This is a genomic window from Variovorax sp. GW821-FHT06D12, assembly GCF_059419205.1.
Window position 1 is genome coordinate 309,751 of the sequence record NZ_JBWKRI010000006.1, and the last position, 23,872, is coordinate 333,622.

A 23,872-nucleotide genomic window follows, 5' to 3' on the forward strand; every position below is an offset into this window, starting at 1 on the left:
CGCGCATCAAGTATTGGTGCGGCGCACCATGATACAGTCCGCGGTTGTTCGCCGCCCCCAGCCGTCAGGCTGCCGTCGCCCGCGAACAACAGAGCAGAAACAACAGTCTCACTCCCGATCTCCCGTTCTCAACCTCCTCCTTCCGAGAGACATCCCTCATGAAGATTCACGAGTACCAAGGCAAGGAAATCCTTGCCAAGTTCGGCGTGCCGGTGCCGCGCGGCATCCCGGCCTATACGGTTCAGGAGGCGGTCGAGGCCGCCCAGAAGCTTGGAGGCCCGGTCTGGGTCGTCAAGGCCCAGATCCACGCGGGTGGCCGCGGCAAGGGCGGCGGCGTCAAGGTCGCCAAGTCGATCGAAGACGTCAAGAAGCTGGCTGGCGAGATCCTCGGCATGCAGCTCAAGACCCACCAGACCGGCCCTGAAGGCCAGAAGGTGCGTCGCCTCTACATCGAAGACGGCGCCGACATCAACAAGGAATACTACATTTCGGCCGTGACCGACCGCGCCACCCAGAAGGTGGCGTTCATCGCTTCGAGCGAAGGCGGCATGGACATCGAGGAAGTGGCCCATTCCACCCCCGAGAAGATCATCACGGTCTACGCCGACCCCAAGGACGGCCTGACCGACGCGCAAGCCAAGGAAATCGCCGACGGCATCGGCATGCCGGCCGATTCGACCGCCCAGACGGTCGACATCCTGAAGAAGCTCTACACCTGCTACATGGAGACGGACGCCTCGCTGGTCGAGATCAACCCGCTCAACCGTGACAGCAAGGGCAACGTTGTCGCCCTGGACGCCAAGTTCAACTTCGACAGCAACGCGCTGTTCCGCCACCCCGAAATCGTGGCCCTGCGCGACCTGGACGAAGAAGACGCGGCCGAAGTCGAAGCCTCGAAGTTCGACCTCGCCTACATCTCGCTGGACGGCAACATCGGCTGCCTGGTGAACGGCGCCGGCCTGGCCATGGCCACCATGGACACCATCAAGCTGTTCGGCGGCGAGCCGGCCAACTTCCTGGACGTGGGCGGCGGTGCCACCCCCGAGAAGGTCACGGAAGCCTTCAAGATCATGCTGAAGAACAAGAACGTGGAAGCCATCCTCGTGAACATCTTCGGCGGCATCATGAAGTGCGACACCATCGCCACCGGCGTGATCGCAGCCTGCAAGGCCGTGAACCTGCAAGTGCCGCTGGTCGTGCGCATGAAGGGCACCAACGAAGTCGAAGGCAAGAAGCTGCTGGCCGAGTCGGGCCTGCCGATCATCAGCGCCGACACCATGGCGGACGCGGCCCAGAAGGTCGTGGCAGCAGTCAAGAAGGCCTAAGGAACAAGTCATGTCGATCTACATCAACAAAGACACCAAAGTCATCACGCAAGGCATCACCGGCAAGACCGGCCAGTTCCACACCGAGAAGTGCCAGGAATACGCGAACGGCAAGAACGCCTTCGTGGCCGGCGTGAACCCGAAGAAGGCCGGCGAGTCGATCTTCAACATCCCGATCTTCGGTTCGGTGAAGGAAGCCGCCACGCAGACCGGCGCCACCGTGTCGGTGATCTACGTGCCGCCGGCAGGCGCCGCGGCCGCCATCTGGGAAGCTGTCGAAGCCGACCTGGACATGGCGATCTGCATCACCGAAGGCATTCCGGTTCGCGACATGCTCGAAGTGCGCAACAAGATGAAGGCCAAGGAAGCGGCCGGCGGCAAGAAGACCCTGCTGCTGGGCCCGAACTGCCCCGGCCTGATCACGCCCGACGAAATCAAGATCGGCATCATGCCCGGCCACATCCACCGCAAGGGCCGCATCGGCGTGGTCTCGCGCTCGGGCACACTGACGTACGAAGCCGTGGCTCAACTGACGGAAATCGGCCTGGGCCAATCGTCGGCAGTCGGCATCGGCGGCGACCCGATCAACGGCCTGAAGCACATCGACGTGATGAAGGCCTTCAATGACGATCCGGACACCGACGCCGTCATCATGATCGGCGAAATCGGCGGCCCCGACGAGGCTGACGCAGCCCGCTGGTGCAAGGACAACATGAAGAAGCCGGTCGTCGGTTTCATCGCGGGTGTCACCGCTCCTCCCGGCAAGCGCATGGGCCACGCCGGCGCGCTGATCTCGGGCGGTGCCGACACGGCCGAAGCCAAGCTCGCCATCATGGAAGAGTGCGGCTTCACCGTGACGCGCAACTTCTCGGAGCTGGCCAAGCTGCTCAAGGGCAAGCTGTAAAAAGCACACGCACCGCTGGCGGCATTCCCGCCGCTCGCATTACCACGCAGAAATGAAAAAGCGCCCGCATTGAGTTGCGGGCGCTTTTTTAACTACAACACAGTGGAATCAGAGACATGGAACTTCTTCAAAGCACGGACTTCTGGATCGGTCTGATCAAGATCGTCTGGATCAACATCATCCTCTCGGGCGACAACGCCGTCGTGATCGCCATGGCGGCGCGATCGCTACCGCCCGCGCAACAGAAAAAAGCCGTGCTGTTCGGCTCGGGTGCGGCCGTCGTGCTGCGCATCGTGCTGACGGTGGTGGCGGCCAAGCTGTTGGCGCTGCCCTACCTGCAGATCATCGGCGGCGCCCTGCTGCTGTGGATCGGCCTGCAGCTGCTCAGCGAGGAAGACGAAGGCGACGGCGAGTCCAAGGAATACGGCAGCATGTTCGCGGCCGTGCGGACCATCCTGCTGGCCGACCTGGTGATGAGCCTGGACAACGTGATCGCCGTGGCGGCCGCCGCGCAAGGCAGCATGGTGCTGCTGGTGTTGGGTCTGGCCATCAGCATCCCCTTGGTGATTTTCGGCAGCACGCTCATGATCAAGCTCATGGAACGCTTCCCGATCATCGTCATGCTGGGCGCCGCGCTGATCGGCTGGGTCGGCGGCGAGACCATCGTGAGCGACGTGTCGCTGCACGAGGCGCTGGCGGCCAACCCCTGGATGCACTACGTGGGCGCGATCGCCGGCGCGGTGCTCGTCGTGGCCCTGGGCCGCTTCCTGCAACGGCGCGCACGCGCCGCTGCGCACTGACCCCTTAAAAAGCGAGCGCTGACAAACGATGGCAGGTGTTGGCGTTTCCCTTTTCTCCAGTCGACCGGCGCTGAGCTGGGAGTTTGCGGCGCTGACCGATGTCGGGCGCCTGCGCGCCCACAACGAAGACGCGGTGCATGTCGACCCGGCCCTCGGCCTGGCGCTGCTGGCCGACGGCATGGGCGGCTACAAGGGCGGCGAGGTGGCCAGTGCCATGGCCATTTCGCTGATGCACGCGAGCTTCGGCCGCTGGTTCGCCCAGGCCGGCATGCAGGCGCCCGCCCGCGTGGTCCGGCGTGCGCTGCAGGCGGCCACCGACGAGGCCAACGGCGCCATCCTCCAGGCGGGCATCACCCACGAAGAACTGCGAGGCATGGGCACGACCCTGGTGCTGGCGGCATTCCGCCCGCAGCGCGTGGTGGTCGGCCACATCGGCGATTCGCGCTGCTACCGCCTGCGCAACAACAAGCTGGAGCAGCTCACGCGCGACCATTCGCTGCGCCAGCAGCAGCTCGACGCGGGCGCCATCACGCCCGAAGAAGCCCTGAACTCCCCCACCCGCAACCTCGTGACGCGGGCCGTGGGCGTGGAAGCCCAGGTGTTGCTGGAGATGCACGAGCACAGCGCCAGGCCGGGCGACCTGTACATGCTGTGCTCCGACGGGCTCAGCGAGATGGTGCCGGATGCGCAGCTTTTCACGCTTTTGAGCCGTGATCTGGGGCTGAAGGAGATGGCTTCACTTTTGGTTGCAATTTCAAACGACAATGGCGGACGGGATAACATTTCAGTTGTTCTGGCCAAGGCGGGCGTCAGCGAAGCGACCCGCGGGGCCATGTAGCAGCCAACCCAGGCGGCGGACCGTTTGCGCCGCCTGACGGTGCTGGATCTTTGCAAACGGGGAGTAATCGGCCATGCCGAAGATGATCATTTCGGTCGATGGCGTCGTCATCGGCCAAGTGGCGCTCGCCAAGAACCGCACGACGTTGGGCCGGCGCGCCTACAACGACATCGTGATCGACAATCTCGCCGTCAGCGGCGAGCATGCCGTGCTGCACATGAGCGGTGGCGAAGTCGAAATTGAAGATCTCAACAGCACCAACGGCACCTACGTCAATGCGCTGGCCGTCCAGAAGCAGGCGCTCCAGGACAACGACGTCATCGAGGTCGGCGGCTGCCGCATCCATTTCCGCTCGCACAGCAACCTCATGGCCGGCCCCGGCTCCGTGCGGGCCTCGCTCTCCGAGTATTCGGCGCCGATGCCGCTCTCGTCGGCACCCACCGAATCGGGCGCGCTGGTCGAGCTGGGCGTGCCCGTGCTGCGCGTGCTCTCGGGCACCAACGAAGGCCAGGACGTCCCGCTGCAGAAGGTGGTCACTACCATCGGCAAGCCCGGCGTCGCCGTGGCCGTCGTCACCCGCCGCCGCCAGGGCTACGTGGCGGCCACCGTCGTCGGCAGCGTCACGCTCAACGGCGCCCCGCTGGGCGCCGAGGCCGTCGCGCTGCAGGAAGGCGACGTGCTCGAACTCGGCGGCGCCTCGCGCATGCAGTTCGTCCGGATCTGAGTCGGCGCGGGCGCCCTTCTCCGCTCCCCGTTTTTTTGCCGACAGGCATCCGTTGTCCAAGGCTGACCAGCCATGAGCGCATTGCGGCGGCACTGGCCGCGCATCGCCATCACGCTGCTGCCGGTGCTGCTGGCGCTGCTCCATGCCACCGGCGTTTGGCGGCTGGGCGTGATCGAGCACCTGGACCACCTGATCTACGACGCCCGCCTGCGCGCCACCATGCCGGGCACGCCCGACACGCGGGTCGTGATCGTCGATGTCGACGACGCCAGCCTGGCGCGCGAGGGCCAGTGGCCCTGGCCGCGCGACAAGATCGCCAGCCTCACGACGGAACTGCTGGCCCGTCAGCACGTGGCCGTGCTCGGCTTCGACGTGATGTTTCTCGAGCCCGATCGCAGCTCGGGCCTCGGGCGCCTGAAGGAGATCGCAGCCGGGCCATTGAGCGGCGTGCCGGGCCTCGCTGCCGAAATCGACCAGCTCGCGCCCACCCTCGACCACGACGCCACACTGGCTCAGGCCCTGCGTGGCCAGCCCGTGGCGCTCGGCTACTACTTCACCCGCACCGAACAGCCCAGCGCCAAGGGGCTGCTGCCGGCGACGCCCGTGCTGCCACCCGACGCCTTTCCGCCCCATGCTTCCTTCGTCACGCTCTGGAACGGCTTTGGCGCCAGCCTGCCGGTGCTGGGGCGCGCGGCGCCGGTCGCGGGGTTCCTGAACACCTTGGTCGGTGACGGCAGCGACGACGGCGTGATCCGCAGCGTGCCGCTCATCGCCCGCTACGAAGGCGAGCATGCGTCGCCCGGGCACTACGAGTCGCTGGCGCTGGCGGTGTACCGGCTGGCGAACGGTTCGCCGCCCGTGCGGCCGGCGCTCGTGGCCGGCGACGGCAACTTTCCGCGCCTGCAGGCGCTGGTGCTGGGGTCGTTGCGCATCCCGGTCGACCAGAGTGCCAGCCTGCAGGTGCCGTTTCGCGGCCCCGGCGGGCCGCGCGCAGGGTCGTTCCGCTACGTGGCCGCTGCCGACGTCCTCGAGGGCCGACTGGCGCCGGGTGAGTTGAAGGACAAGATCGTGCTGCTCGGCGCCACCGCGCCCGGCCTGCAGGACCTGCGCGCCACCCCGGTCGGCGCGGCGTTCCCGGGCGTCGAAGTGCACGCCAACATCGTCTCGGGCTTGCTCGACCGGCGCCTGCTGGCCGTGCCCGACTACGCGCCGGGTTATGAAGTGCTGACCGTGCTGGCGGCGGGGCTGCTGCTCGCGTTCGGACTGTCGCTGCTGTCGGCATCGCGCGCCGTGCTGCTCGGCGCGGGCGTGGTCGCCGCGCTGGTCGGCCTCAACACCTGGCTCTACGTCGGCCACAGCCTCGTGCTCCCGCTGGCGTCGGCGCTCGTCATGGTGGCGCTGGCCTTCGCGCTCAACATGAGCTGGGGCTACTTCGTCGAATCGCGTGCGCGGCGCGGGCTGGTGCGGCTTTTCGGCACCTACGTGCCACCGCAACTGGTCGACGAAATGCTCGTGCGCCCCGGCCGCTACAGCATGCGCGCCGAGAGCAAGGAAATGACCGTGATGTTCTGCGACATGCGCGACTTCACCCGGCTGTCCGAGCAGATGGCGCCGGCCGAGTTGCAGGCCTTCCTGAACACCGTCTTCAGCCGGCTGACCGAGGTGATCAGCGCGCACCGCGGCACCGTCGACAAATACATGGGCGACTGCGTCATGGCCTTCTGGGGCGCGCCCATCGACACGCCCGGCCACGCCGCGCTCGCCGTGCAGGCGGCGATCGACATGGCCGCCGCCGTGCACGACATCAACCGCCAGCACCGCGCCAACGGCCGCCCCGAGATCAGCGCCGGCATCGGCCTCAACAGCGGCCTCATGAGCGTCGGCGACATGGGCTCGACCGCGCGCCGCAGCTATACCGTGGTCGGCGACGCGGTCAATCTCGCGTCCCGGCTGGAGGGCCTGAGCGGACACTACGGGGTCGAGATCGTGGCCAGCGGCGCCACCCGCGAGGCGGCGCCCGGGTTCGTCTGGCAGGAACTCGACAGCGTGCGCGTCAAGGGCAAGGCCCAGGCCGTCGCCATCTACACCCCGCTCGCGCCGGAAGCTGCGGCCGAGGCGCAGGACACACGGCAGCAACTCGACCGTTGGAGCCAGGTGCTCGCCGCCTACCGCCGCCAGGATTGGGCGCTGGGCCGGAACTTGCTGGCTCCCCTGCTCGCCGCGGATGCGAAAAAAGTCCTTTACCAGCTCTACGCCCAGCGTTTAGCCTCGATGGCGCTTCGCCCGCAGGACCCGGACTGGGACGGCGCCACCCGGTTCGACACCAAATGACGACAGACGCATACAAGGGGTCTTCCACAATGCAGGTTCGCGTGCTGGGTTGCTCGGGCGCCATCGCCAAGGACTGCCGCACCACCTCGTTCTTGGTCGATGCGGACCTGCTCGTGGACGCCGGCACGGGCGTCGGCGACCTCACCCTCGACGAGATGGCTGCCATCGACGACGTGGTGCTCACCCACTCGCATCTCGACCACATCGCCGCCCTGCCCCTGATGCTCGACGCCGTCGGCAGCCGCCGCGCCCAGCCCCTGCGCGTGCATGCCCTGGCGGCCACCATCGACGCACTGCGGGCGCATGTGTTCAACAACGTCATCTGGCCGAATTTCGAACGCATTCCCAGCCCCGAATCACCGTTCGTGAGCTTTCATGAGATCACGGTCGGGCAACGCCTCGAACTGGGCAGTGATGCCCCCAAGCTGATCGAAGTGCTGCCGGCCGTCCACACCGTGCCGGCCTGCGGCTTCGCCATCCGAAGGGCCGAAGGCGGCGCCCACTGGGTCTTCAGCGGCGACACCGAACGCAATCCCCCGTTCTGGGAGCGCGTCAACGCGATCGACGTGGCGATGCTGGTCATCGAGACCGCCTTCAGCTCCCGCGAGGAGGCTTTGGCCGAACGCAGCCTGCACCTGTCGCCGGTGGCGCTGGCGCATGAGCTGGCGCACATCGATCCGGGCAAGCAGTACCCGATCTACATCACCCACACCAAGCCCGCAGAGACCGAAGAAATCATGAGCCAGATCGAGATGCTGGCGGGGCGGGAGGTGGCTGGGTTGGCGCAGCGGGACATCCGTTGGCTCAAGGCGGATGGAGTGCTGACCTTCTGACAGGGCCCGGTCGGGCATGACAAATTTGTCGACACAATTGGCATCTGAGTGCGAGTTGTGTCACATCATGTAACCAACTTGTGACCAAAGGCGGCCTGATCGAGGGCTGCAGGGTGAGGGAACCGGGTGGCACGGATGCTGCGGAAGGTTCCTCGCTCCGGGCTGGTTCCCGGGCTCTACAAACCAACTTGGAGTTAATCGAATGAACCGTCGCACTCTCGCTCGCCGCGCACAAGCCGGCTTCACCCTCATCGAATTGATGATCGTTGTGGCGATCATCGGCATCTTGGCTGCCGTCGCTCTGCCGGCGTACAAGGACTACACCATCAAGGCCCGCATGTCTGAAGTGGTTCTGGCCGCGTCGCAGTGCCGTACGACCATCAGCGAAACGCTCCAAAGCATGGATTTGGCCAAGGTGTTTACCGCAGCCGACGTCAACGCCTATGGATGCGATGCTTCGGGCCCCACCAAGATGGTTAATTCGATCGTGGCCGATCCTCTGACGGGCGAAATCACTGTTGTTCCGCACCTCACCAATCTGGGCCAAGCAACGGCTTTTGTGGCCAACGCTGACTACCTCAAGCTGACGCCCTACCGCAACACTGGCACGGCTGCTGCCCCCGTTTCGACTGCGTATGCCTTGAGCGCTGCCAACGGCGGCCAAGGCACTCAAGTGTATGAGTGGAAGTGCACTTCGTACGGCGCTGCTGCCAAGTACGCTCCTGGTTCGTGCCGCTAAGCTCTGAGTCCTCTTGAAAAGCCGCCCTCGGGCGGCTTTTTTGCGTCTGCGCGGCGCGGTCTTTGAGCGCGGCGCTTTACGCGGTTTGAGAACTGCGCCGGGGCGTCTATGGATGGCGGGGTAAGGCCGTCCTTGCTGGTTTTGCAGGCAGGCCAAGACCAGCGAGACAACCGGCATCTTGATCTGCGTTGTTCAAGTTTGCTGGATGCCGCCAAGCGGTTGCTGTTGCGCGATGTGCGGCATTTGCTGATCGAATGCATCGCATAGCATTGAAAGTCACATAAAGACACATTATTAAACAAGTGCAAAAACCTCTCCGGCCGGCCAATCAAGCTATTGAGCACGAGTCGCGTGGGCTTTTGTGCGCGGCACGCCTTGGCCTTCAGCCCTCGCGTCGCCAATGCGGTCTGACAGCCATCGAACTGTTGGTCACGCTCTCCATCTTGGCGATCCTGGTCGGCATTGCCGCCCCCTCGATGTCGCGCTTCGTCAACCAGTGGCGTGCTTCCAATACCGTCAACGCCCTGACCGGCTCGCTGCGCATTGCGCGTACCGAGGCGATTGCGCGCGGACGCCCGGTCGTCGTGTGCCGGGTAGCGTCCAGCACGGCCACCGCCTGCGAGACCGCCGCGGGCGCCAAGGGCTACGCCAGCGGCTGGATCGTGTTCGTCAACAACGATCGCGACGCCAACAACGATTTTTCTTCGACGAACGGCGATGAACTGTTGCTTCGTCAGGTGGAGCCCTCCGGCATCGCGTCCATCAAGCTCAAGACCGCAGGGCGCTTTGTCTTCATGCCCAACGGTCTGCTGAACGGCGCTGCCAACGGCATCGACATCGACGCCACCGGTTTCAGCAGCGTCAGCGCCACGCCGTGGGCGCGCAAGGCCCTCTGCATCACCAAGCCTGGTCGTGTCCGCTACGTAGCGAACGCGACCGACTGCGATAGCAACGAGGGATGAGGTCGCCCGACAGCTCGGCCGTACATGGACAGCCCCGCCCTCTCTTCACGGACATGAAAACCCACAACAGACAACGAGGCGCCACCCTCATCGAGGTGCTGGTGGCCATCGTCATCCTGGCCGTTGCCCTGTTCGGCATGGCGGGGCTCACGTCCTCGGCCATCAAGTACAACCAGTTCTCCCGCATGCGGGCCACCGGCTTGAGCCTGGTGACCGACTACACGGAGCGCGCCCGAGCCAATCTCTCTGGATTTGCGAACTACGCCAACATCACGGCGTACACCGCCAGCACGCGTTCGGCCGCTACGACCGACCCCACGGAGGCACCGGCCAGTTGCCAGGTCGATACCTCCAATCCCACGAATCCCATCAATACCTGCGGCGCGGCCATTGCGAACTACGACAAGTCCCAGTGGCTCACCAACGTCGCCAATCGGTTGCCGGGCGGCACCGCCTACGTCACCGCAGACCTGACGGACGCACCGGCGGGCGTGAACGGCCTGCCAGCCACCCGCGTGCTGAACATCTGGTTGATCTGGACCTCGATCCAGGAGGGCGATGGCTTTCGTCAGTCGCAGCCGTGTCCCAAGGGCGCCAACATTTCCGAGACGACCGAGGCTTCGCTGACCTGCATGTATTTCCGGGTCACGCTATGAGAAACACCGCAAGCTTCTCGCCCCGTGCGCACCGGCAGCACATCGCCGGCTTCACCCTGCTCGAATTGCTGATCGCGCTGACGCTCGGGCTGGTGATCCTGGCGTCCAGCCTCTCGATCTATGTCGCATCCAGTCGGGGCAGCCAGATGTCCCAGGTCGAAACGCAGATGAATGAGGACGGCATCCTCGCTCTCAACCTGATCCAGCAGCAACTCAAGCAAGCTGGTTACTCGCGGCAGATCATTCCAGGCAGCGGTGCCACTGTAATGGGCAACTATGCGGGCCCGGCTGTGCGTGGGTGCGACGGTGGCTTTACCGATGCCACCGCTGCGGGCGCCTTTGGCAGCCTGGCGTGCAAACCGGGCGGCGGCAGCGACGCCATCGCCATCCGGTACGAGGCCACCACGGACAACACGACGCCCTCGACCGACAGCACGCCGTTGGCGACAAATTGCGTGGGCACCGGCATCTTCGCGGCGACCCCCTCGCAGGTGGCCCCACCTCCGACGCCTGCGTCTGCAGCGCCAAACTACACCCTGGCAGACAACCGCTACTCGGTGACTGACGCGAGTACGCAGCCCATGCTGTCCTGCCGCGGATCGGAGAAAAGCGGCGCCACGGCCAACACCATCGGCGCCGCGCAACCGCTGCTGGCCAATGTCGAAGACATGCAGATCCTCTACGGTGTGGCCAATCGCCCCAGCGCCGAATTGGCCTCCACCTACGATCCCATGCGGCACCAGATCGTCAAGTACCTGAATGCCTCCGAGGTCGACGCATTGGCCAGCAGCGGTGTCCTTCCCGATCTCACTGAAGACCGCTGGAGCCGAGTGTTGAGCGTGCGTGTGTGCTTGCTCATGCGCAGCGATCGGACCGTGAAGGACGTGCCCGCCGGTGGGACGTCTTACAAGAACTGCAGCAACGTTGACGTCACGAACAACGACGGCTATCTGCGCAGAGCCTACATCACCACGGTGCTGCTGAGAAACCGCCTGATCATTCAATGAGCATCATGCCCTCCAACCATCGTGGCCCGTGCAGCTTCTCGGGACACCCCCCTTTCCGGCAAGAACGCGGCGCAGTGCTGGTCATCACCCTGATCCTGATCGTGATCCTGTCGCTGCTGGGCACTTTCGCGATCCGCAATGCGACCCAGAGCGAGCGCAGCATCAACGGCATCCGCTCGGCTGAAGTGGCTCGCGAGGCTGCAGAAACCGCGTTGCGCTTCTGCGAGCAGGTGGCCATCTTCGATGGCGACGGCAAGGATTACACGGAGTACGGCACGGCCACCCAAGGCCTGCGCGGCAGGATCATCACCACCACCATCGGGTCGGAGTTCGATCCCGACGCGGAGTGGCGCAAGAGTGCCAGTTGGACTGGCAACAAGGTGATCAAACTTCCGGCGGACTACTACAACAAGAAACCGTCCGGCTCAGACATCGACTCTGCGCAGTTGGACATCGAACCACGCTGCCTCATCCAGAAGATCGAAAGCACATCCACGCCCAAGCTCACGGGTTACCTGATCACCGCGCGGGGCTTCGCCAACAACGCCAAGTTCGACGACGCGACCGGGAAATCCGTCCGGGGCGCCGAATCGTGGATGCAGTCCGTGCTGTCGCGTAGCAGTTGATTCCCATGCTCCCGCCTATTCCCGCCATGACACACCCATCTTTCGATTCCCGCAGGCACCGTCGCGGCTTCACGTTGATCGAAGTCATGATCGTCGTCGCGATCGTTGCCATCCTCGCGGCCGTCGCGTTGCCGAGCTATCAGGAGTACGTGCGCCGTTCCAAGCGTGCTGAAGCTCAGGCCATCCTGATGGAAGCCGCGCAGTTCATGCAGCGCTATTACTCGGCCAATGACCGCTACACCGCCAGCACGGGAGGCACAAGCGCCAGCGAAGTCGAACAGAAGAACGGCGACGTCAGCATGCTTCCTGCGAACCTGCGCAATTCGCCCAAGACGGGCACCGCCAACTACACCATTGCCGTGTTCGCGCCCGACACCACGCACAACTACACCCTCAAGGCCACCCGCACGGGGAGCATGAGTGCAGACAAGTGCGGCACGCTGACCTTGAACAGCCAAGGGGTGAAAGGTGTAGTGAACGCAGCCACAGGCCTCGACGCTGCGGACTGCTGGAAATAGCGACAGGTGCTCCTGCCCCGCTTGCCTGACCCCAGCACGAACCTCTCGCACCGTCCGGATATGCACGGCCGACTGGACACGTATGAACGCCCATGAGACCCCTCTGATTCACAGGGAAGACAGCATGAAAGCCACTCTCCAAGCACTCGTTTCGACACCGGCGACAGCCAAGCGTGCACGATGGCGCCTGCTGCTGACGACCATGGGCTTTGTCGCTGCCTGGGTTTCGGCAACCTTGGCCACGAGTGACGCGCTCGCTGCCAGTACGCCCAGCCAAGCGCCGTTGTACAGCGCGGTACCGGGTGCAAAGCCCAATGTGATGTTCGTATTGGATAACTCCGGGTCCATGGGATTTGAATACCAGGAAGGGTATTCAATGGACGACGATTGCAAGGGCCAGAGTTGTGGTTATGCGTGGTATCGCATGCGATCAAGCGATGTCAATACCCAATATTACAACCCCGCCACGACATATCTTCCCAGAATTAATGCTACGGGCACTGCAATCACAGTTGCCAATCCTCCTGTTTTTGTCGATAACCAATCGACGGGACAGTTTTATATCGACACGCCGAGTGTTGGGTACAAGTGGGGGATTGATCGATTCGGTCGGCTCAATTCGGGAGTCTATGTTCCCTACTACAGCGTTTATACAGGGTCAGTTCCCAGTGGAGCGAAATTTTCCTACGTGCGATGCACCAATTCAAGTTGCTCAACTCGCGTCACCGTTGATTTAACTTATCCATCCGATGCAACGTCCATCAATTTGCCAGCCAGCCATAAACGAACAGACTGCGGGCCAAATGCTACGACCTGCACCAGGGATTTGGAGTTGGCAAATGTCCTGAATTGGTACCAGTGGTACAGAAATCGCGTGCTGGCAGTGGGAACGGCTGTCGGACAGGCGATGAAAAATTACGATAACAAATTTCGCGTTGGCTATACGCAATATAATTTCACAAACACCAGCGCCAAAAATTATGGTACTGCGAGCAATATTGTTCGTGGAGCCCGTTATTTCAAAGATGACACGGGAACCTCTGGGGTCAAGTCGAAGAGTGAGTTTTATGATTGGATTTATGGCGTTATTCCTGCAGGAGGGACGCCGAGTCACAACGCATTGATCTTGGCGGCCAACTATTACAATGGCGATGTGAGGTCCACTTACGGAAATCCTTGGAAAAATGACCCTGCCAGCACATCTGCCGTAAACAGTACTGAAGATTTGAGTTGCCGCCGGTCTTATTCGATTGTTTTGTCCGATGGAGCGTGGAACGCGGAGACCTCGGCCAATGCGGACACCAAATACGCCAGCACGACGAGAACAAATTTCAGTGGCACGCCCATGGGTAACTCGGCCGCGCTTCAATACAGGCCGCAAGGCGCTGCTGATGCCAACAGCAACGTCCTAGAAAAGAAATTGGCGGCTCGAAATCTCTACATTCCCTATACAGACGGAGGAATTAGCAGCAAAGGATTTGCAGATCTGACGGCGCGCTATTTTTGGGATACGGATTTTTCTTCTTTGGCCAACAATGTGCCGCCTATCGATGGTCAGCACAATCCCACGTTCTGGCAAAACATGACGACGTTCACCATTGGCTGGGGCTTGACCCCCTCCGGAGATGCGGGAGTATCTGGTGGGTTGAAATGGGATCAAATAACCAAATACAATAATGATTGGTTGGGCGGTCTGACGGTGACGCGACCCAAATGGGCCGATGGCAATTCAGATGTCGATTTGGACAGTAAATACGTCGACGATTCGTTGCGAGTGAATGATTTTATCCGGGCGGGCTTCACGGGTGGAGGTCGCTCCTACAGCGTTTATTCCGGTGAAGATGTTCGACAGGCACTCGACAGTGCTTTGAGCAGTATGGTGGGTTCCGGCAACGATGCCGGTGTCGCGGTTTCCGGAAACAGCAGTGAATTTCAGACACTTGAAAACCAGTACAAATACACGACTGAATATCAGACCGCGGACAACAGCGGTGATATCAAGGCATTTCGGCTGAATGCCAATGGTGGTAATCTGGATGTGGATGCATCTGGCAAGGCAGTCCCCGCTTGGTCCGCCAATGCCAAGATGCCGGCCCTGACGAGTCGGAAGATTTTCTCCTTGTCGGACTACGACGCCAACGTCCCCAGCAAATCGGCCGCCAAGCGCGTGGAGTTGAACTACAACACAACGCTGAGCAGTCTGCCCGCCGATTTCAACGCGCTGCTCAACGCAAACAGCCTGCAGAAGACCGACAGCAGCTTCATCCGCTATTTGCTGGGTGAAGACCCGCAGAAGGACATCAACAACACCGTCTATCGCTCGCGCAAGCAGCCGATCGGTGCCTCGGTCAATTCGCCTCCGGTGTTCGTTGGCGGACGCATCGACATGGGCTACAACATCTACGGATCGGTCGATGGCAAGGATACCTATGCCACCTACAAGGGCAACAAGACATCGCTGCCTCCAACCATCTTTGCCGCTACCAACAACGGCAAGGTCCACGTACTGAACGCCGCCAAGACCGACACCACCCTGTCAGGTATCCCCGCTGGCACGGAGTTGGCCGAGTTCATGCCCAAAGGAGCCATGGCTTCGCAGATCGATCTGGCCAACTCGAATTTCCGCTTCCGCTACACCTTGGACGGGCCACTGGTGGAGCATGACGTGTACGACAAGAACAACCTCACCCCCGCAGGCGGAGTTGCCTGGCGTCAACTGGTGCTGGGCACGGGCGGCCGGGCAGGCAGCTTCATGTACGGTCTGGAGTCGCCCATGAACGCGGGCAACCGGACGCCGACCAAAGATCACTTTCTCTGGGAACTGGACAACAAGACCACGGGATATGGTGATCTGGCCAACGTGACCAACAACCCCGCCGCGGGCCAATTGGACGATGGCACCTGGGTCATGCTGACGGGCAGCGGGCACTATCCGGCGACAGGCAAGCAGGTCGGCCTGTACGTGGTGGAGGCGCTCACCGGCAAGCTAAAGAAGTTCATCCCGCTGCCGGCGGCATTTGGCAACGACGTCACCGACGGCAACCGCGGTCTGGGCGGTGTGGTCGCCGTGCGAGACACCACCCGCAAGATCGTGGCCGCCTACGCCGGCGACGCCAACGGCAATCTGTGGCGTTTCGACCTGCGAAGCTCGAAGTTTGTGGTGTCCTATGACCGGCCGTTGTTCACCACGCCGGGTGGCAAGACACAGCCCATTTACGCCGCACCGACATGGCAGGTCCATCCTGGCGACGCGAGTGCCTGCACGTACAGCACCACCTCGCAGTGCGGCGCTATCGTGGTGGTGGGCACGGGCATCCTGCTCGACGAAGACGATCTGAAGACGCCGGCCACGAAGCAGGCCATCTACGGCATCTGGGACCAGACGCCGATCGGGGGCAACGACAAGGCGGGCTTCAACAAGGTCGTGCTCACGGATCTGGTGGCGCAAACCATCGACACGGGGTCGGCGAAACTGGGAACCGGCATCGAGAACGGCAAGAATTTCTACCAGGTCAGTGCCAATCCCGTGGACTGGAAAACCAAGAAGGGGTGGCTGCTGAATCTGGGGGTGATCAACTACACCGGGGCCATGGCCAATGGTGAACGCGTTGTGGGCGACCTGGCCAACCTGGGCAGCAGCGTGATGATCACGTCTTTTCTGCCCGAGAGTAAGGACCTGGGCCTCGAGTCCTGCACGGCCACTGGCAGCCTGCCCAACATCATTTACGTGCTCGACGCGCTGACGGGCAAGAACAAGTATTCCTTCGACGTCGATTCCAATGGCAGCTTCGATTTCTATTCGATCGTCTCCATTCCTGCTGGTGGCTTCACGCGTGGCAACGTGAGTTCGCGCAACATGATCGGCCAGCCGAACGAAGGCCGGCCGGACCTGAGGCCCGATGTCGATTGCACCAACGAAACTGGCTATCTGACCGGGGTGGGCGGCACGCAGAAGGCCGGTGACGGCTGCTCGGCGCCCAAGGTCTGGCGCCGCGCCTGGAGGCCGGTGGTTTCGCCACCGTTCTGAGATCCTGACGGTACGGCGAGCTGTCGCCGGCAGGGTTGTCGGGCGTTGCTCTCTGGCCCGACCGGGCCGCCGTTCGGAAATTCGGGCCAAGGGCACAATGTCAACGGATGACCGTTGACATTGCCCGCGCCCCCGCACCTGTGGCCGACCGCGCAAGTCTCGTGGTGCTTGCGGGGCTGGTGGCATTCCCTTTCTTGAGCCCGCTGGTCGCGGGACCCTCAGTCAATACCTGGCAGTCGTTCGTCACAGGGGCATGCCTTGCAGGACTGCTGGTGCTGATGCCAACAGCCCCTCTGCAACGAAAGATGTGGATCTGGTTGGCCGCAAGTGCGTTCTTCGTCGTGCTGTCAGACGCGGGCCGAGTCACCGCGATCCTGTGGCCCACATTGGGCGTGTTCGTGGGAATAGGCGCTGCAGCCTCTATTGGCGCGGGGGCGGTCAGCGGTCAAGGGCCGCATGCCCGTTCAGTGGCGGTGGGCCTGCTCGTCGCAGGCTCGCTGACCGCGGTCCTTGGCCTGCTCCAGTACTACGGCTGGGCGGAGTTTCTTGGTCACCTGACCACCTCTCCCTCCGAAGGACGTGCCTGGGGGAATCTTCGCCAGCGCAACCAGTTCGCGACGCTGATCAACCTGGCCTTGGTCGCGGCGTTATGGCTGTATGCGTCGCGGCGATCTCGATGCGCCGACTGGGCGTTGGGTGTCGCCGCCGTTCTGCTGGTTGCAGCCGTGGCGGCGTCAGTGTCCCGCACGGGCTTGCTGGAATTGCTGTTGATCGCCGGCATCGCCGCCGTCATGGCATGGCGGGAGCGCCGCAAGTCGCAAGGAGGCTCGCAGAGCGAGCGTTTCGGTCTTCCTGCGCCGTGGGTCCTGCTCGGCGCGATCCCCTTGTATGCCGCATTTCATTGGCTGTTGCCGTACCTGGCCAGTGCCGGCACTGCGGTTTCCGGCACCGGCATGCTCCACCGCCTGCAACCCGCCGCCGTCACCACCGACAGCCGCATCGTCCTCTGGCAGAACGCTCTCACCCTGATCGCCCAGCGCCCCCTCACCGGCTGGGGCTGGGGCGAGCTCAGCTTCGCGCACTTCGCCACGCTGTACAGCGGCCCGCGTTTCCCCGTGACCCTCGACAACGCCCACAACCTGCCGCTGCACCTCGCGGTCGAGCTGGGCATTCCGGCGGCGCTGTTGATCTGCGGGGGCTTTCTGTGGATGGTGGGTGCGGCGAAGCCGTGGCGCGAGCGCGACCCCTTGCGGCTGATGGCGTGGGGCCTGCTCGGCGTCATCCTCGTGCACAGCCTGCTCGAGTACCCGCTCTGGTACGGCCCGTTCCAGCTGGTGTTCGGCCTGTGCCTCGGCATCCTGTGGCCGGCATCGCCCAAGCGCACGAACGCGAACAGCAGAAAGCTCGCCGCGTTCGCAGCCGCCGCGGCCTGGGTCGTCGTCATTGGCTACGCCGCCTGGGACTACACCCGCATCAGCCAGATCTACCTGCCGCGCGACGCCCGCATGCCGGCCTACCGCGACGACACGCTCGCCAAGCTCCAGGGCTCGTGGCTGTTTTCACGCCAGGTGGATTTTGCCGAGGTGACGCTGACAGCCGTCACGCCGGTGAATGCCGCGCACATGCACGACCTGGCCGGGCGCGTGCTGCATTTTTCGCCCGAGCCGCGCGTCATCGTGAAGTTGATCGAAAGCGCCGAGTTGCTGGGCCGCGATGCCGAGGCGCATGCATGGGCCGAGCGCTTCCGGGTGGCGTTTCCGGCCGCGTTCGCCCGCTGGCTGGACAACCGACCGGACGACGCGCCCGAGCTGTAGCCGCTGGATTTCAGCCCGCCGTCGCGACGTAGCTCCCCGACTTCCCGCCGTGCTTCTCCAGCACATGCACGTCGGTGATCCGCATCCCGCGGTCGACGGCCTTGCACATGTCGTAGATGGTGAGCAGCGCGACCTGCACGGCGGTCAGGGCTTCCATTTCCACGCCGGTCGGGCCGACGGTCTCGACGGTCGCGGTGCAGGCCACCTGCGGCGCCTGGCCGCCCTCGGCGAGCGCGAAGGCCACGGCCACGCGGGTCAGCGCCAGCGGGTGGCACAGCGGGATCAGGTCGCTGGTCTTCTTGGCAGCCTGGATGCCGGCGATGCGCGCGATGCCCAGCACGTCGCCCTTCTTGGCGGTGCCCGATTCGATCAGCGCCAGCGTCGCGGGCTGCATCTCGATGCGGCCGGTGGCCACGGCCACGCGGTGGGTGGCGGGCTTGGCCGCCACGTCGACCATGTGGGCCTGGCCCTGGGCGTCAAAATGGGTGAGGGTGCTCATCGGTGAACGTTCGTTTTGAAGATGCATCATACGAGCCCGAGCCACAGACGAGGAATGCCGCGCTTGACTCCCTCTCCCCACAAGAAAACCCGCCCGACGCCCCTCCGGCATGCGGTGTGCGCTACTTTTTTGATAGCTTCCCAGGTGCTGCTGCCGGCCCCCGCGCTGGCGCAGGTGCAGCAGATCCTGCCGGGCCTCGGTGACGGCGGCGAGATGACGGCCAGTGCCGAGCGCCGGCTGGGCGACCAGATCGTGCGCGAGCTGTACCGCGACACCGACTACATCGACGACCCGGTGATCGCCGCCTACGTGCAGGACATCTGGCAGCGCCTGCTGGCCGCCGCGCGCGCGCGCGGCGAGCTCACGCCCGAACTCGACGAGCGCTTCGCCTGGACCATCCTGCTGGGGCGCGACCGCAACATCAACGCCTTCGCGCTGCCGGGCGGCTACCTCGGGCTGAACCTGGGGCTGCTGGCCGCGGTCGGCAGCCGCGACGAGTTGGCGACGGTGCTCGGGCACGAGCTGTCGCACGTCACGCAGCGCCACATCTCGCGCATCATGAGCAAGCAGGGCAAGCAGATGCCCTTGATGATCGCCGGCCTGATCCTCGGGATGATCGCGGCCAGCAAGAGCCGCAACTCCGACGCCGGCCAGGCCGTGATCATGGGCAGCCAAGCGCTGTTCATGCAGAACCAGCTGAGCTTCTCGCGCGACATGGAGCGCGAGGCCGACCGCATCGGCTTCGGCGTGATGACGCAGGCGGGCTTTGCGCCGCAGGGCGCCGCGGCGATGTTCGAGAAGCTGCAGTACGCCTCGCGCCTGAACGACAACGGCTCGTACCCCTACCTGCGCAGCCACCCGCTGACGACCGAGCGCATCTCGGACATGCAGGGCCGGTTCCAGTTCCGTGCCGAAGCGGCACCGCCGACGGTGCCGCTGGTCATGGACCACGCCATGGTCGCCTCGCGCGCCCGCGTGCTGACGCGCCCGGGCGTCGATGTGCTGCGGCTGTGGGTCAATGCGGCGTCGAGCGGCGAGTTCGCGGGCAGTTCACCGGCCCAGCAGGCGGGCACGCTCTACGCGGCGGCGATGGCGGCCAAGGAGCTGCGCGATTTCAAGGCGGCGCGCGCACTGGCCGAGCGGCTCGTGGCCCGCACGGCCGACGATGCGGCCGCATCCAAGCAGGCGCGCTGGCTGCAGGCGGAGATCGAGCTCGCGGCCGGTGGCGCCTCTCGCGCGGCGGCGCTGCTCGACGCCAAGTCGAAGGAGCGGCCCGAGATGATCCTCGCAGCCGAAGCCGCGATCGCCCAGCGCCAGCCCGCGCCGATGGTGCCCGTGCTGCGCGACTGGGTGGCCGTTCATCCGCGGGACGCCACGGCCTGGCGCACGCTGGCCAATCTGTACGGCGCGCAGAACGACACGCTGCGCGCCATTCGTGCCGATGCCGAGGCCAACGTGGCGATCCTCGACTACCCGGCGGCGCGCGATCGCTTCAAGGCGGCGCAGGAGCTGGTCCGCAAGTCGGGCGCGCCCATCGACCACTACGAGGCTTCGATCATCGACACGCGCGCGCGCGCCGTCGACGTGCTGGTCAAGCAGCAGGCCGAGGAGCCGCCGCTGAAGTAGTGAAGCATCGAGGAGCGGCGCTCAGCGCCGGGAGGACAGCAGCCCGCCCAGCGCGCTCTCGATAAGCAGCCCGAGCAGCGAGTAGATCAGCGAGCCCAGCAGCGCGGCGAGGAAGCCGTTCACATGGAAGCCGCCGAGCAGGCCCGAGGCGGCCCAGAACAGCAGGGCGTTGATCACGAACAGGAACAACCCGAGCGTGACGATGGTGACCGGCAGCGTCAGGATCACCAGCACCGGCCGCACGACCATGTTGAGCAGGCCGATCACGGCCGCCGCGAGCAGCGCCGAACCGAAACTCTGGACCTGGACGCCGCTGTAGAGGTAGGCGACCGCGAGCAGCGCGACGGCGCTGAGCAGCCATTTGAGGAGGATGCGCATGCGCCGCAGGATACCCCACGGGCCCGCACAAAAGAACAAGCCCCGCTGCGTTGCCGCAGCGGGGCTTGTGTCGGTTCGGGAGGGCCGGGCGTGTGGCCCCGCCCCGGGCTTACTCGGCCAGTTCGTTGGCTAGCACCAGCAGCGCGCCCATGCCCATCACGGCGCCGGGAAAGGCCCAGCCCGATTGCTTGGCCGGGGTCTGGTCGGGCGTGACCGGTTCCAGGTCGACGCCGATCTTCGGGCGGCGCGCATCGACCACGTGAGTGGCCGCGTGCTCGCGCTTGAGTTGCTGCGTCAGGTCGGTCAGCGGGCCCTTGGCCAGCACCGCCGTCACTTGGCCGCCGTTGCGTTCGAGCAGCGGCAGCATCTGCGCCTGCACCTTGCTGAACCACTTGGCGCGCCAGTTCTCGCGCGCGCTGTGGCTCACCCACTTGCTGATCCGGTGTGTCATGCGCGGCGCGCAGGCCACGAGCACCCAATGGCGCGCCACGACGTTGTCGGCATCCGGCGCCAGTTCGGCGAACTGCTCGCTGGCATAGACGGCGTCGTCGACGTAAAGAATGATCTTTTCCATGAGTGCTCTCCTTTGATAGTTAGAGTGACAGAGACCGGATTGATGCAAGAAGTTTCAGTGCGGGGCGTTTATCGTTCAACGAACGCTCAGTGGGCCGGGGTGGCGGGGGCCGGCTTGCGCGAAGCCACCCACTTGCCGATCGCCAGCACCAGCAGCGCACCGATGATGCCGGCGGCGTACTTGATGGTGTCGGTCTGCGGCACCTTCGGCACCCAGGTCCAGTTGGCGGGATTCGCCAGGGCCGGGTCGGACACGGCCATCGTGCCGGCGATCCAGCCCAGCAGCATGCCGCCCAGCGTGATGATCATCGGGAAGCGGTCCATCAGCTTGATGACCAGCTGGCTGCCCCAGACGATGATCGGGATGCTCACGAGCAGGCCGAAGATCACCAGCGGCATCTGGTGGCCGTCGCCCGCGCCTTGTGCGGCACCGGCGATGGCGATCACGTTGTCCACGCTCATGACCAGGTCGGCCACGATCACGGTCTTCACGGCGCCCCAGAGGCGGTCGCTGCCGGCGATGTTGCCGTGCGCGTCGTCATGGTCGGGGGCCAGCAGTTTCACGCCGATCCACAGCAGCAGGATCGCGCCCACCAGCTTCAGGAACGGAATCGCGAGCAGCGTGAGCGCGAAGAAGATCAGGATCACGCGCAGCACGATGGCGCCGGCGGTACCCCACAGGATGCCCTGGGTGCGTTGCGCGGGCGGCAGCTTGCGGCAGGCCAGCGCGATGACGACGGCGTTGTCGCCGCCCAAAAGAATGTCGATCATGATGATCTGACCGACCGCGACCCAGAATTCCGGGGCCATGAACTGTTCCATAGATTCCTCTTTGTCTTGGCGCCACGCCCGCAGCTCCCTGATGGGGACCACGACGGGCAGCGGCATGCCGATGCGTTTCGATTCACCCTGCGCGGGTGCGGTCGAAAGCGGGGGAGCGAAGGCCGGGTGACACCGGGGACTTGCGAACGCTTCGACCAAACCTGCGCAGGTTCAAATCGAAGGTCTCGCTCGACAACAGCAAGCGCGCCGACCTGCGTCCGCGCGTGTGTCGCCCGACAGGCCGGAAGTGTTGTGCTTCGTATTGACGACCTGACGATTCACGCTGCCCGGGGACAGCGATCGGGAGCTACTCCCCTTCGTGGGCGGGATTAGAGCATTGAAGACCGCGCCGAGGCAATCAAAAGTTTTCTTTACATTTGAGGGCAAATGTCCGGAGGGGCGCATGCAGTGGGCATTGGATGCTCCATTTTTGGGAGCGACTATGGCCCTAAGAAGGAGCGGGACATTGCGGGACTATGATCGCCGCTCGCTGTTTTTTCACTCTCCATGGCCGCCATCCACATCACCGACATCGAGGCCGCCATCAACCACTGGCGCGAGAAGTCTCCCTCGCCCGACGGCATCACGCTGGCGCCCGAGCTGCGCGCGCTGGCCGAGGTCTACGCGCTCATGGTCTTCCACCACGAAGACGAGGTCGACGAGGTCGGCTTTCCCGCCAAGGCCTGGGCCGCCTGGCTCGACTGGTACCACAGCACGCCCGACACGCCCTGCATCGCGATCTGCTCGACCAGCCAGGGCGACGACGAGTGCAAGGGCTGCGGCCGCAGCTTCGACGAGGTGCAGTACTGGCCGGCCATGACGCCGGTCGAGAAGCGCGTCACCTGGCGCCGCATCACCATGGAAGACTCGGCCTGGCGCTTCAACCGCTATGCCGAGCGCGCACGCGAAGCCGAGCCCACCGCCGCGCAGCCCGAGTTCGACCCGGACGACGAGAAGCACTGGGCCCCCTGACCATGCGCCGCCTCGCGCAAGCCCCCAACCTCGCGATCGCGACCGTGTGGGCGCACGCCTTGTGCGAGGAGGGCGTGGCCGCGACGGTGCAGCGCGAATTCCTCGGCGCGGTCATGGGCCAGCTGCCGCCCGACCAGTGCCTGCCCGAGATCTGGATCGACGACGAATCGCAGTACGAACTCGCGAAGCGCCTGCTGCACGAGCTGCAGAACCGCCCGCAACGCAGCTGGCTGTGCGTGTGTGGCGAGCAGGTCGAAGGCGGTTTCGAGCAGTGCTGGCAGTGCGGCGAGATGATGCCGGCGGCCTAGCCGCCCGGGCTCTTTACTTCCACTTGAGCAGCTCGACGTCGATGCTGTTCACGCCGTCGCCCAGCGTCAGCGTGCTTTCCTGGATCGTCGCCTGCAGCTGCATGCTGCGCTGCGCCAGCCTGGCGAGCGCCTGCGAGGCCTCGGTGGGCACGCGGTAGACCTTCAGGTTCTGCGGCCGCGTGAGCTTGCTCTCGATGCCGCGCCACCAGATCTCGGCCGCGTGGTTGAAGCAGTAGACGATCACCTCGTCGGCCTTGCCGCAGGCCTTGATGATGGGCTTGTCTTCCGGTTGGCCGACCTCGATCCAGATCTTGGTCTGGCCCGTGAAGTCGCGCAGCCACACGTCGGGTTCCTCGACGTTCGACAGGCCCGCGCCGAAGGCCAGCGTGCCATCGCCGTTGCAGATGTCCTGCAGCTGGTGCGCGTTGAGCGCGAGCGCGACCAGCCGGATCATCATCCGCTCGTCGGTCTCGCTGGGGTGGCGCGCCAGGGTCAGCGCATGGTCGGCGTAGTAGCCGTGGTCGATGTCGGCCACCGCGAGGGTGGCCTTGAAGATGGTGGATTTGAGAGCCATGGGTGCGCGAGTGTAT

The 23,872-nt window shown here is 64.4% G+C and carries 23 protein-coding genes; 18 read left to right on the forward strand and 5 right to left on the reverse strand.

Annotated elements, in window-relative coordinates; translation table 11 throughout:
• Positions 1 to 158: 158 nt before the first annotated feature.
• From sucC to AC07SQ_RS20495, 15 genes are all read left to right on the forward strand, one after another.
• Entirely contained in the window at positions 159 to 1,325 is a 1,167-nt protein-coding gene (sucC, locus tag AC07SQ_RS20425) for an ADP-forming succinate--CoA ligase subunit beta (protein ID WP_062475330.1), read from the forward strand.
• Between the two features lie 10 nt (positions 1,326 to 1,335).
• Positions 1,336 to 2,229, forward strand: a complete 894-nt coding sequence (gene sucD / locus AC07SQ_RS20430) for a succinate--CoA ligase subunit alpha (protein WP_056575184.1) — start codon at positions 1,336 to 1,338, stop codon at positions 2,227 to 2,229.
• Between the two features lie 116 nt (positions 2,230 to 2,345).
• The gene (locus AC07SQ_RS20435; RefSeq protein WP_062475329.1) at positions 2,346 to 3,029 is read left to right on the forward strand and encodes a TerC family protein; all 684 of its coding nucleotides are present in this window, start codon (positions 2,346 to 2,348) and stop codon (positions 3,027 to 3,029) included.
• Between the two features lie 28 nt (positions 3,030 to 3,057).
• Positions 3,058 to 3,867 (forward strand): Stp1/IreP family PP2C-type Ser/Thr phosphatase, encoded by an 810-nt coding sequence (locus AC07SQ_RS20440; protein ID WP_070063289.1) that lies wholly within the window; start codon positions 3,058 to 3,060, stop codon positions 3,865 to 3,867.
• Positions 3,868 to 3,940: 73 nt separating this feature from the next.
• Positions 3,941 to 4,591 carry an FHA domain-containing protein gene (locus AC07SQ_RS20445; protein ID WP_062475325.1) on the forward strand — a complete coding sequence of 217 codons (651 nt, stop codon included), beginning with the start codon at positions 3,941 to 3,943 and terminating at the stop codon, positions 4,589 to 4,591.
• A gap of 72 nt (positions 4,592 to 4,663) precedes the next feature.
• A complete protein-coding gene (locus AC07SQ_RS20450; RefSeq protein ID WP_495272674.1) occupies positions 4,664 to 6,922 on the forward strand; it encodes a CHASE2 domain-containing protein in 2,259 nt (752 codons plus the stop codon).
• Positions 6,923 to 6,951: 29 nt separating this feature from the next.
• Positions 6,952 to 7,755 carry a 3',5'-cyclic-nucleotide phosphodiesterase gene (locus tag AC07SQ_RS20455; RefSeq protein WP_307637740.1) on the forward strand — a complete coding sequence of 268 codons (804 nt, stop codon included), beginning with the start codon at positions 6,952 to 6,954 and terminating at the stop codon, positions 7,753 to 7,755.
• Between the two features lie 202 nt (positions 7,756 to 7,957).
• A complete protein-coding gene (locus AC07SQ_RS20460; RefSeq protein ID WP_495272675.1) occupies positions 7,958 to 8,494 on the forward strand; it encodes a pilin in 537 nt (178 codons plus the stop codon).
• Between the two features lie 302 nt (positions 8,495 to 8,796).
• On the forward strand, positions 8,797 to 9,456 hold the full coding sequence (locus AC07SQ_RS20465; RefSeq protein WP_495272676.1) for a GspH/FimT family pseudopilin: 660 nt from the start codon (positions 8,797 to 8,799) through the stop codon (positions 9,454 to 9,456).
• A gap of 53 nt (positions 9,457 to 9,509) precedes the next feature.
• Entirely contained in the window at positions 9,510 to 10,112 is a 603-nt protein-coding gene (gene pilV, locus AC07SQ_RS20470) for a type IV pilus modification protein PilV (protein ID WP_495272677.1), read from the forward strand.
• The gene (locus AC07SQ_RS20475; RefSeq protein WP_495272678.1) at positions 10,109 to 11,119 is read left to right on the forward strand and encodes a PilW family protein; all 1,011 of its coding nucleotides are present in this window, start codon (positions 10,109 to 10,111) and stop codon (positions 11,117 to 11,119) included. The genes pilV and AC07SQ_RS20475 overlap by 4 nt, the downstream gene beginning before the upstream one ends.
• On the forward strand, positions 11,116 to 11,745 hold the full coding sequence (locus tag AC07SQ_RS20480; protein WP_495272679.1) for a PilX N-terminal domain-containing pilus assembly protein: 630 nt from the start codon (positions 11,116 to 11,118) through the stop codon (positions 11,743 to 11,745). Before AC07SQ_RS20475 ends, AC07SQ_RS20480 begins: the two co-directional genes overlap by 4 nt.
• 26 nt (positions 11,746 to 11,771) lie before the next feature.
• Positions 11,772 to 12,263: a type IV pilin protein gene (locus AC07SQ_RS20485; RefSeq protein WP_495272680.1), complete on the forward strand. Its 492-nt coding sequence runs from the start codon at positions 11,772 to 11,774 to the stop codon at positions 12,261 to 12,263.
• A 124-nt stretch (positions 12,264 to 12,387) separates the two neighbouring features.
• Positions 12,388 to 16,290 carry a pilus assembly protein gene (locus tag AC07SQ_RS20490; protein ID WP_495272681.1) on the forward strand — a complete coding sequence of 1,301 codons (3,903 nt, stop codon included), beginning with the start codon at positions 12,388 to 12,390 and terminating at the stop codon, positions 16,288 to 16,290.
• A 107-nt stretch (positions 16,291 to 16,397) separates the two neighbouring features.
• Positions 16,398 to 18,104, forward strand: a complete 1,707-nt coding sequence (locus tag AC07SQ_RS20495) for a PglL family O-oligosaccharyltransferase (RefSeq protein WP_495272682.1) — start codon at positions 16,398 to 16,400, stop codon at positions 18,102 to 18,104.
• A gap of 10 nt (positions 18,105 to 18,114) precedes the next feature.
• Here the strand turns inward: AC07SQ_RS20495 and moaC are convergent, their stop codons facing one another.
• A complete protein-coding gene (moaC, locus tag AC07SQ_RS20500; protein WP_062475294.1) occupies positions 18,115 to 18,603 on the reverse strand; it encodes a cyclic pyranopterin monophosphate synthase MoaC in 489 nt (162 codons plus the stop codon).
• Positions 18,604 to 18,657: 54 nt separating this feature from the next.
• On the opposite strand from moaC, the gene AC07SQ_RS20505 reads away from it, so the two are divergent.
• Positions 18,658 to 20,229 (forward strand): M48 family metalloprotease, encoded by a 1,572-nt coding sequence (locus tag AC07SQ_RS20505; RefSeq protein WP_495272683.1) that lies wholly within the window; start codon positions 18,658 to 18,660, stop codon positions 20,227 to 20,229.
• Between the two features lie 21 nt (positions 20,230 to 20,250).
• Here AC07SQ_RS20505 and AC07SQ_RS20510 read toward each other — a convergent pair whose 3' ends face one another.
• The 3 genes from AC07SQ_RS20510 to AC07SQ_RS20520 all read right to left on the reverse strand — a co-directional run bounded on the left by AC07SQ_RS20510 (position 20,251) and on the right by AC07SQ_RS20520 (position 22,002).
• Positions 20,251 to 20,607 (reverse strand): phage holin family protein, encoded by a 357-nt coding sequence (locus AC07SQ_RS20510; RefSeq protein ID WP_095747298.1) that lies wholly within the window; start codon positions 20,605 to 20,607, stop codon positions 20,251 to 20,253.
• 109 nt (positions 20,608 to 20,716) lie between these two features.
• Positions 20,717 to 21,181: a hypothetical protein gene (locus tag AC07SQ_RS20515; protein WP_070063278.1), complete on the reverse strand. Its 465-nt coding sequence runs from the start codon at positions 21,179 to 21,181 to the stop codon at positions 20,717 to 20,719.
• An 86-nt stretch (positions 21,182 to 21,267) separates the two neighbouring features.
• Positions 21,268 to 22,002 (reverse strand): TerC family protein, encoded by a 735-nt coding sequence (locus AC07SQ_RS20520; RefSeq protein ID WP_062475282.1) that lies wholly within the window; start codon positions 22,000 to 22,002, stop codon positions 21,268 to 21,270.
• Between the two features lie 507 nt (positions 22,003 to 22,509).
• Between AC07SQ_RS20520 and AC07SQ_RS20525 the strand changes: the two genes are divergently transcribed.
• Positions 22,510 to 22,974, forward strand: a complete 465-nt coding sequence (locus tag AC07SQ_RS20525) for a DUF3717 domain-containing protein (RefSeq protein WP_095747297.1) — start codon at positions 22,510 to 22,512, stop codon at positions 22,972 to 22,974.
• A gap of 2 nt (positions 22,975 to 22,976) precedes the next feature.
• Positions 22,977 to 23,282: a putative signal transducing protein gene (locus tag AC07SQ_RS20530; protein ID WP_095747296.1), complete on the forward strand. Its 306-nt coding sequence runs from the start codon at positions 22,977 to 22,979 to the stop codon at positions 23,280 to 23,282.
• A gap of 13 nt (positions 23,283 to 23,295) precedes the next feature.
• Here the strand turns inward: AC07SQ_RS20530 and AC07SQ_RS20535 are convergent, their stop codons facing one another.
• Positions 23,296 to 23,856, reverse strand: a complete 561-nt coding sequence (locus tag AC07SQ_RS20535) for a YaeQ family protein (protein WP_159279170.1) — start codon at positions 23,854 to 23,856, stop codon at positions 23,296 to 23,298.
• Between the last annotated feature and the right edge of the window lie 16 nt (positions 23,857 to 23,872).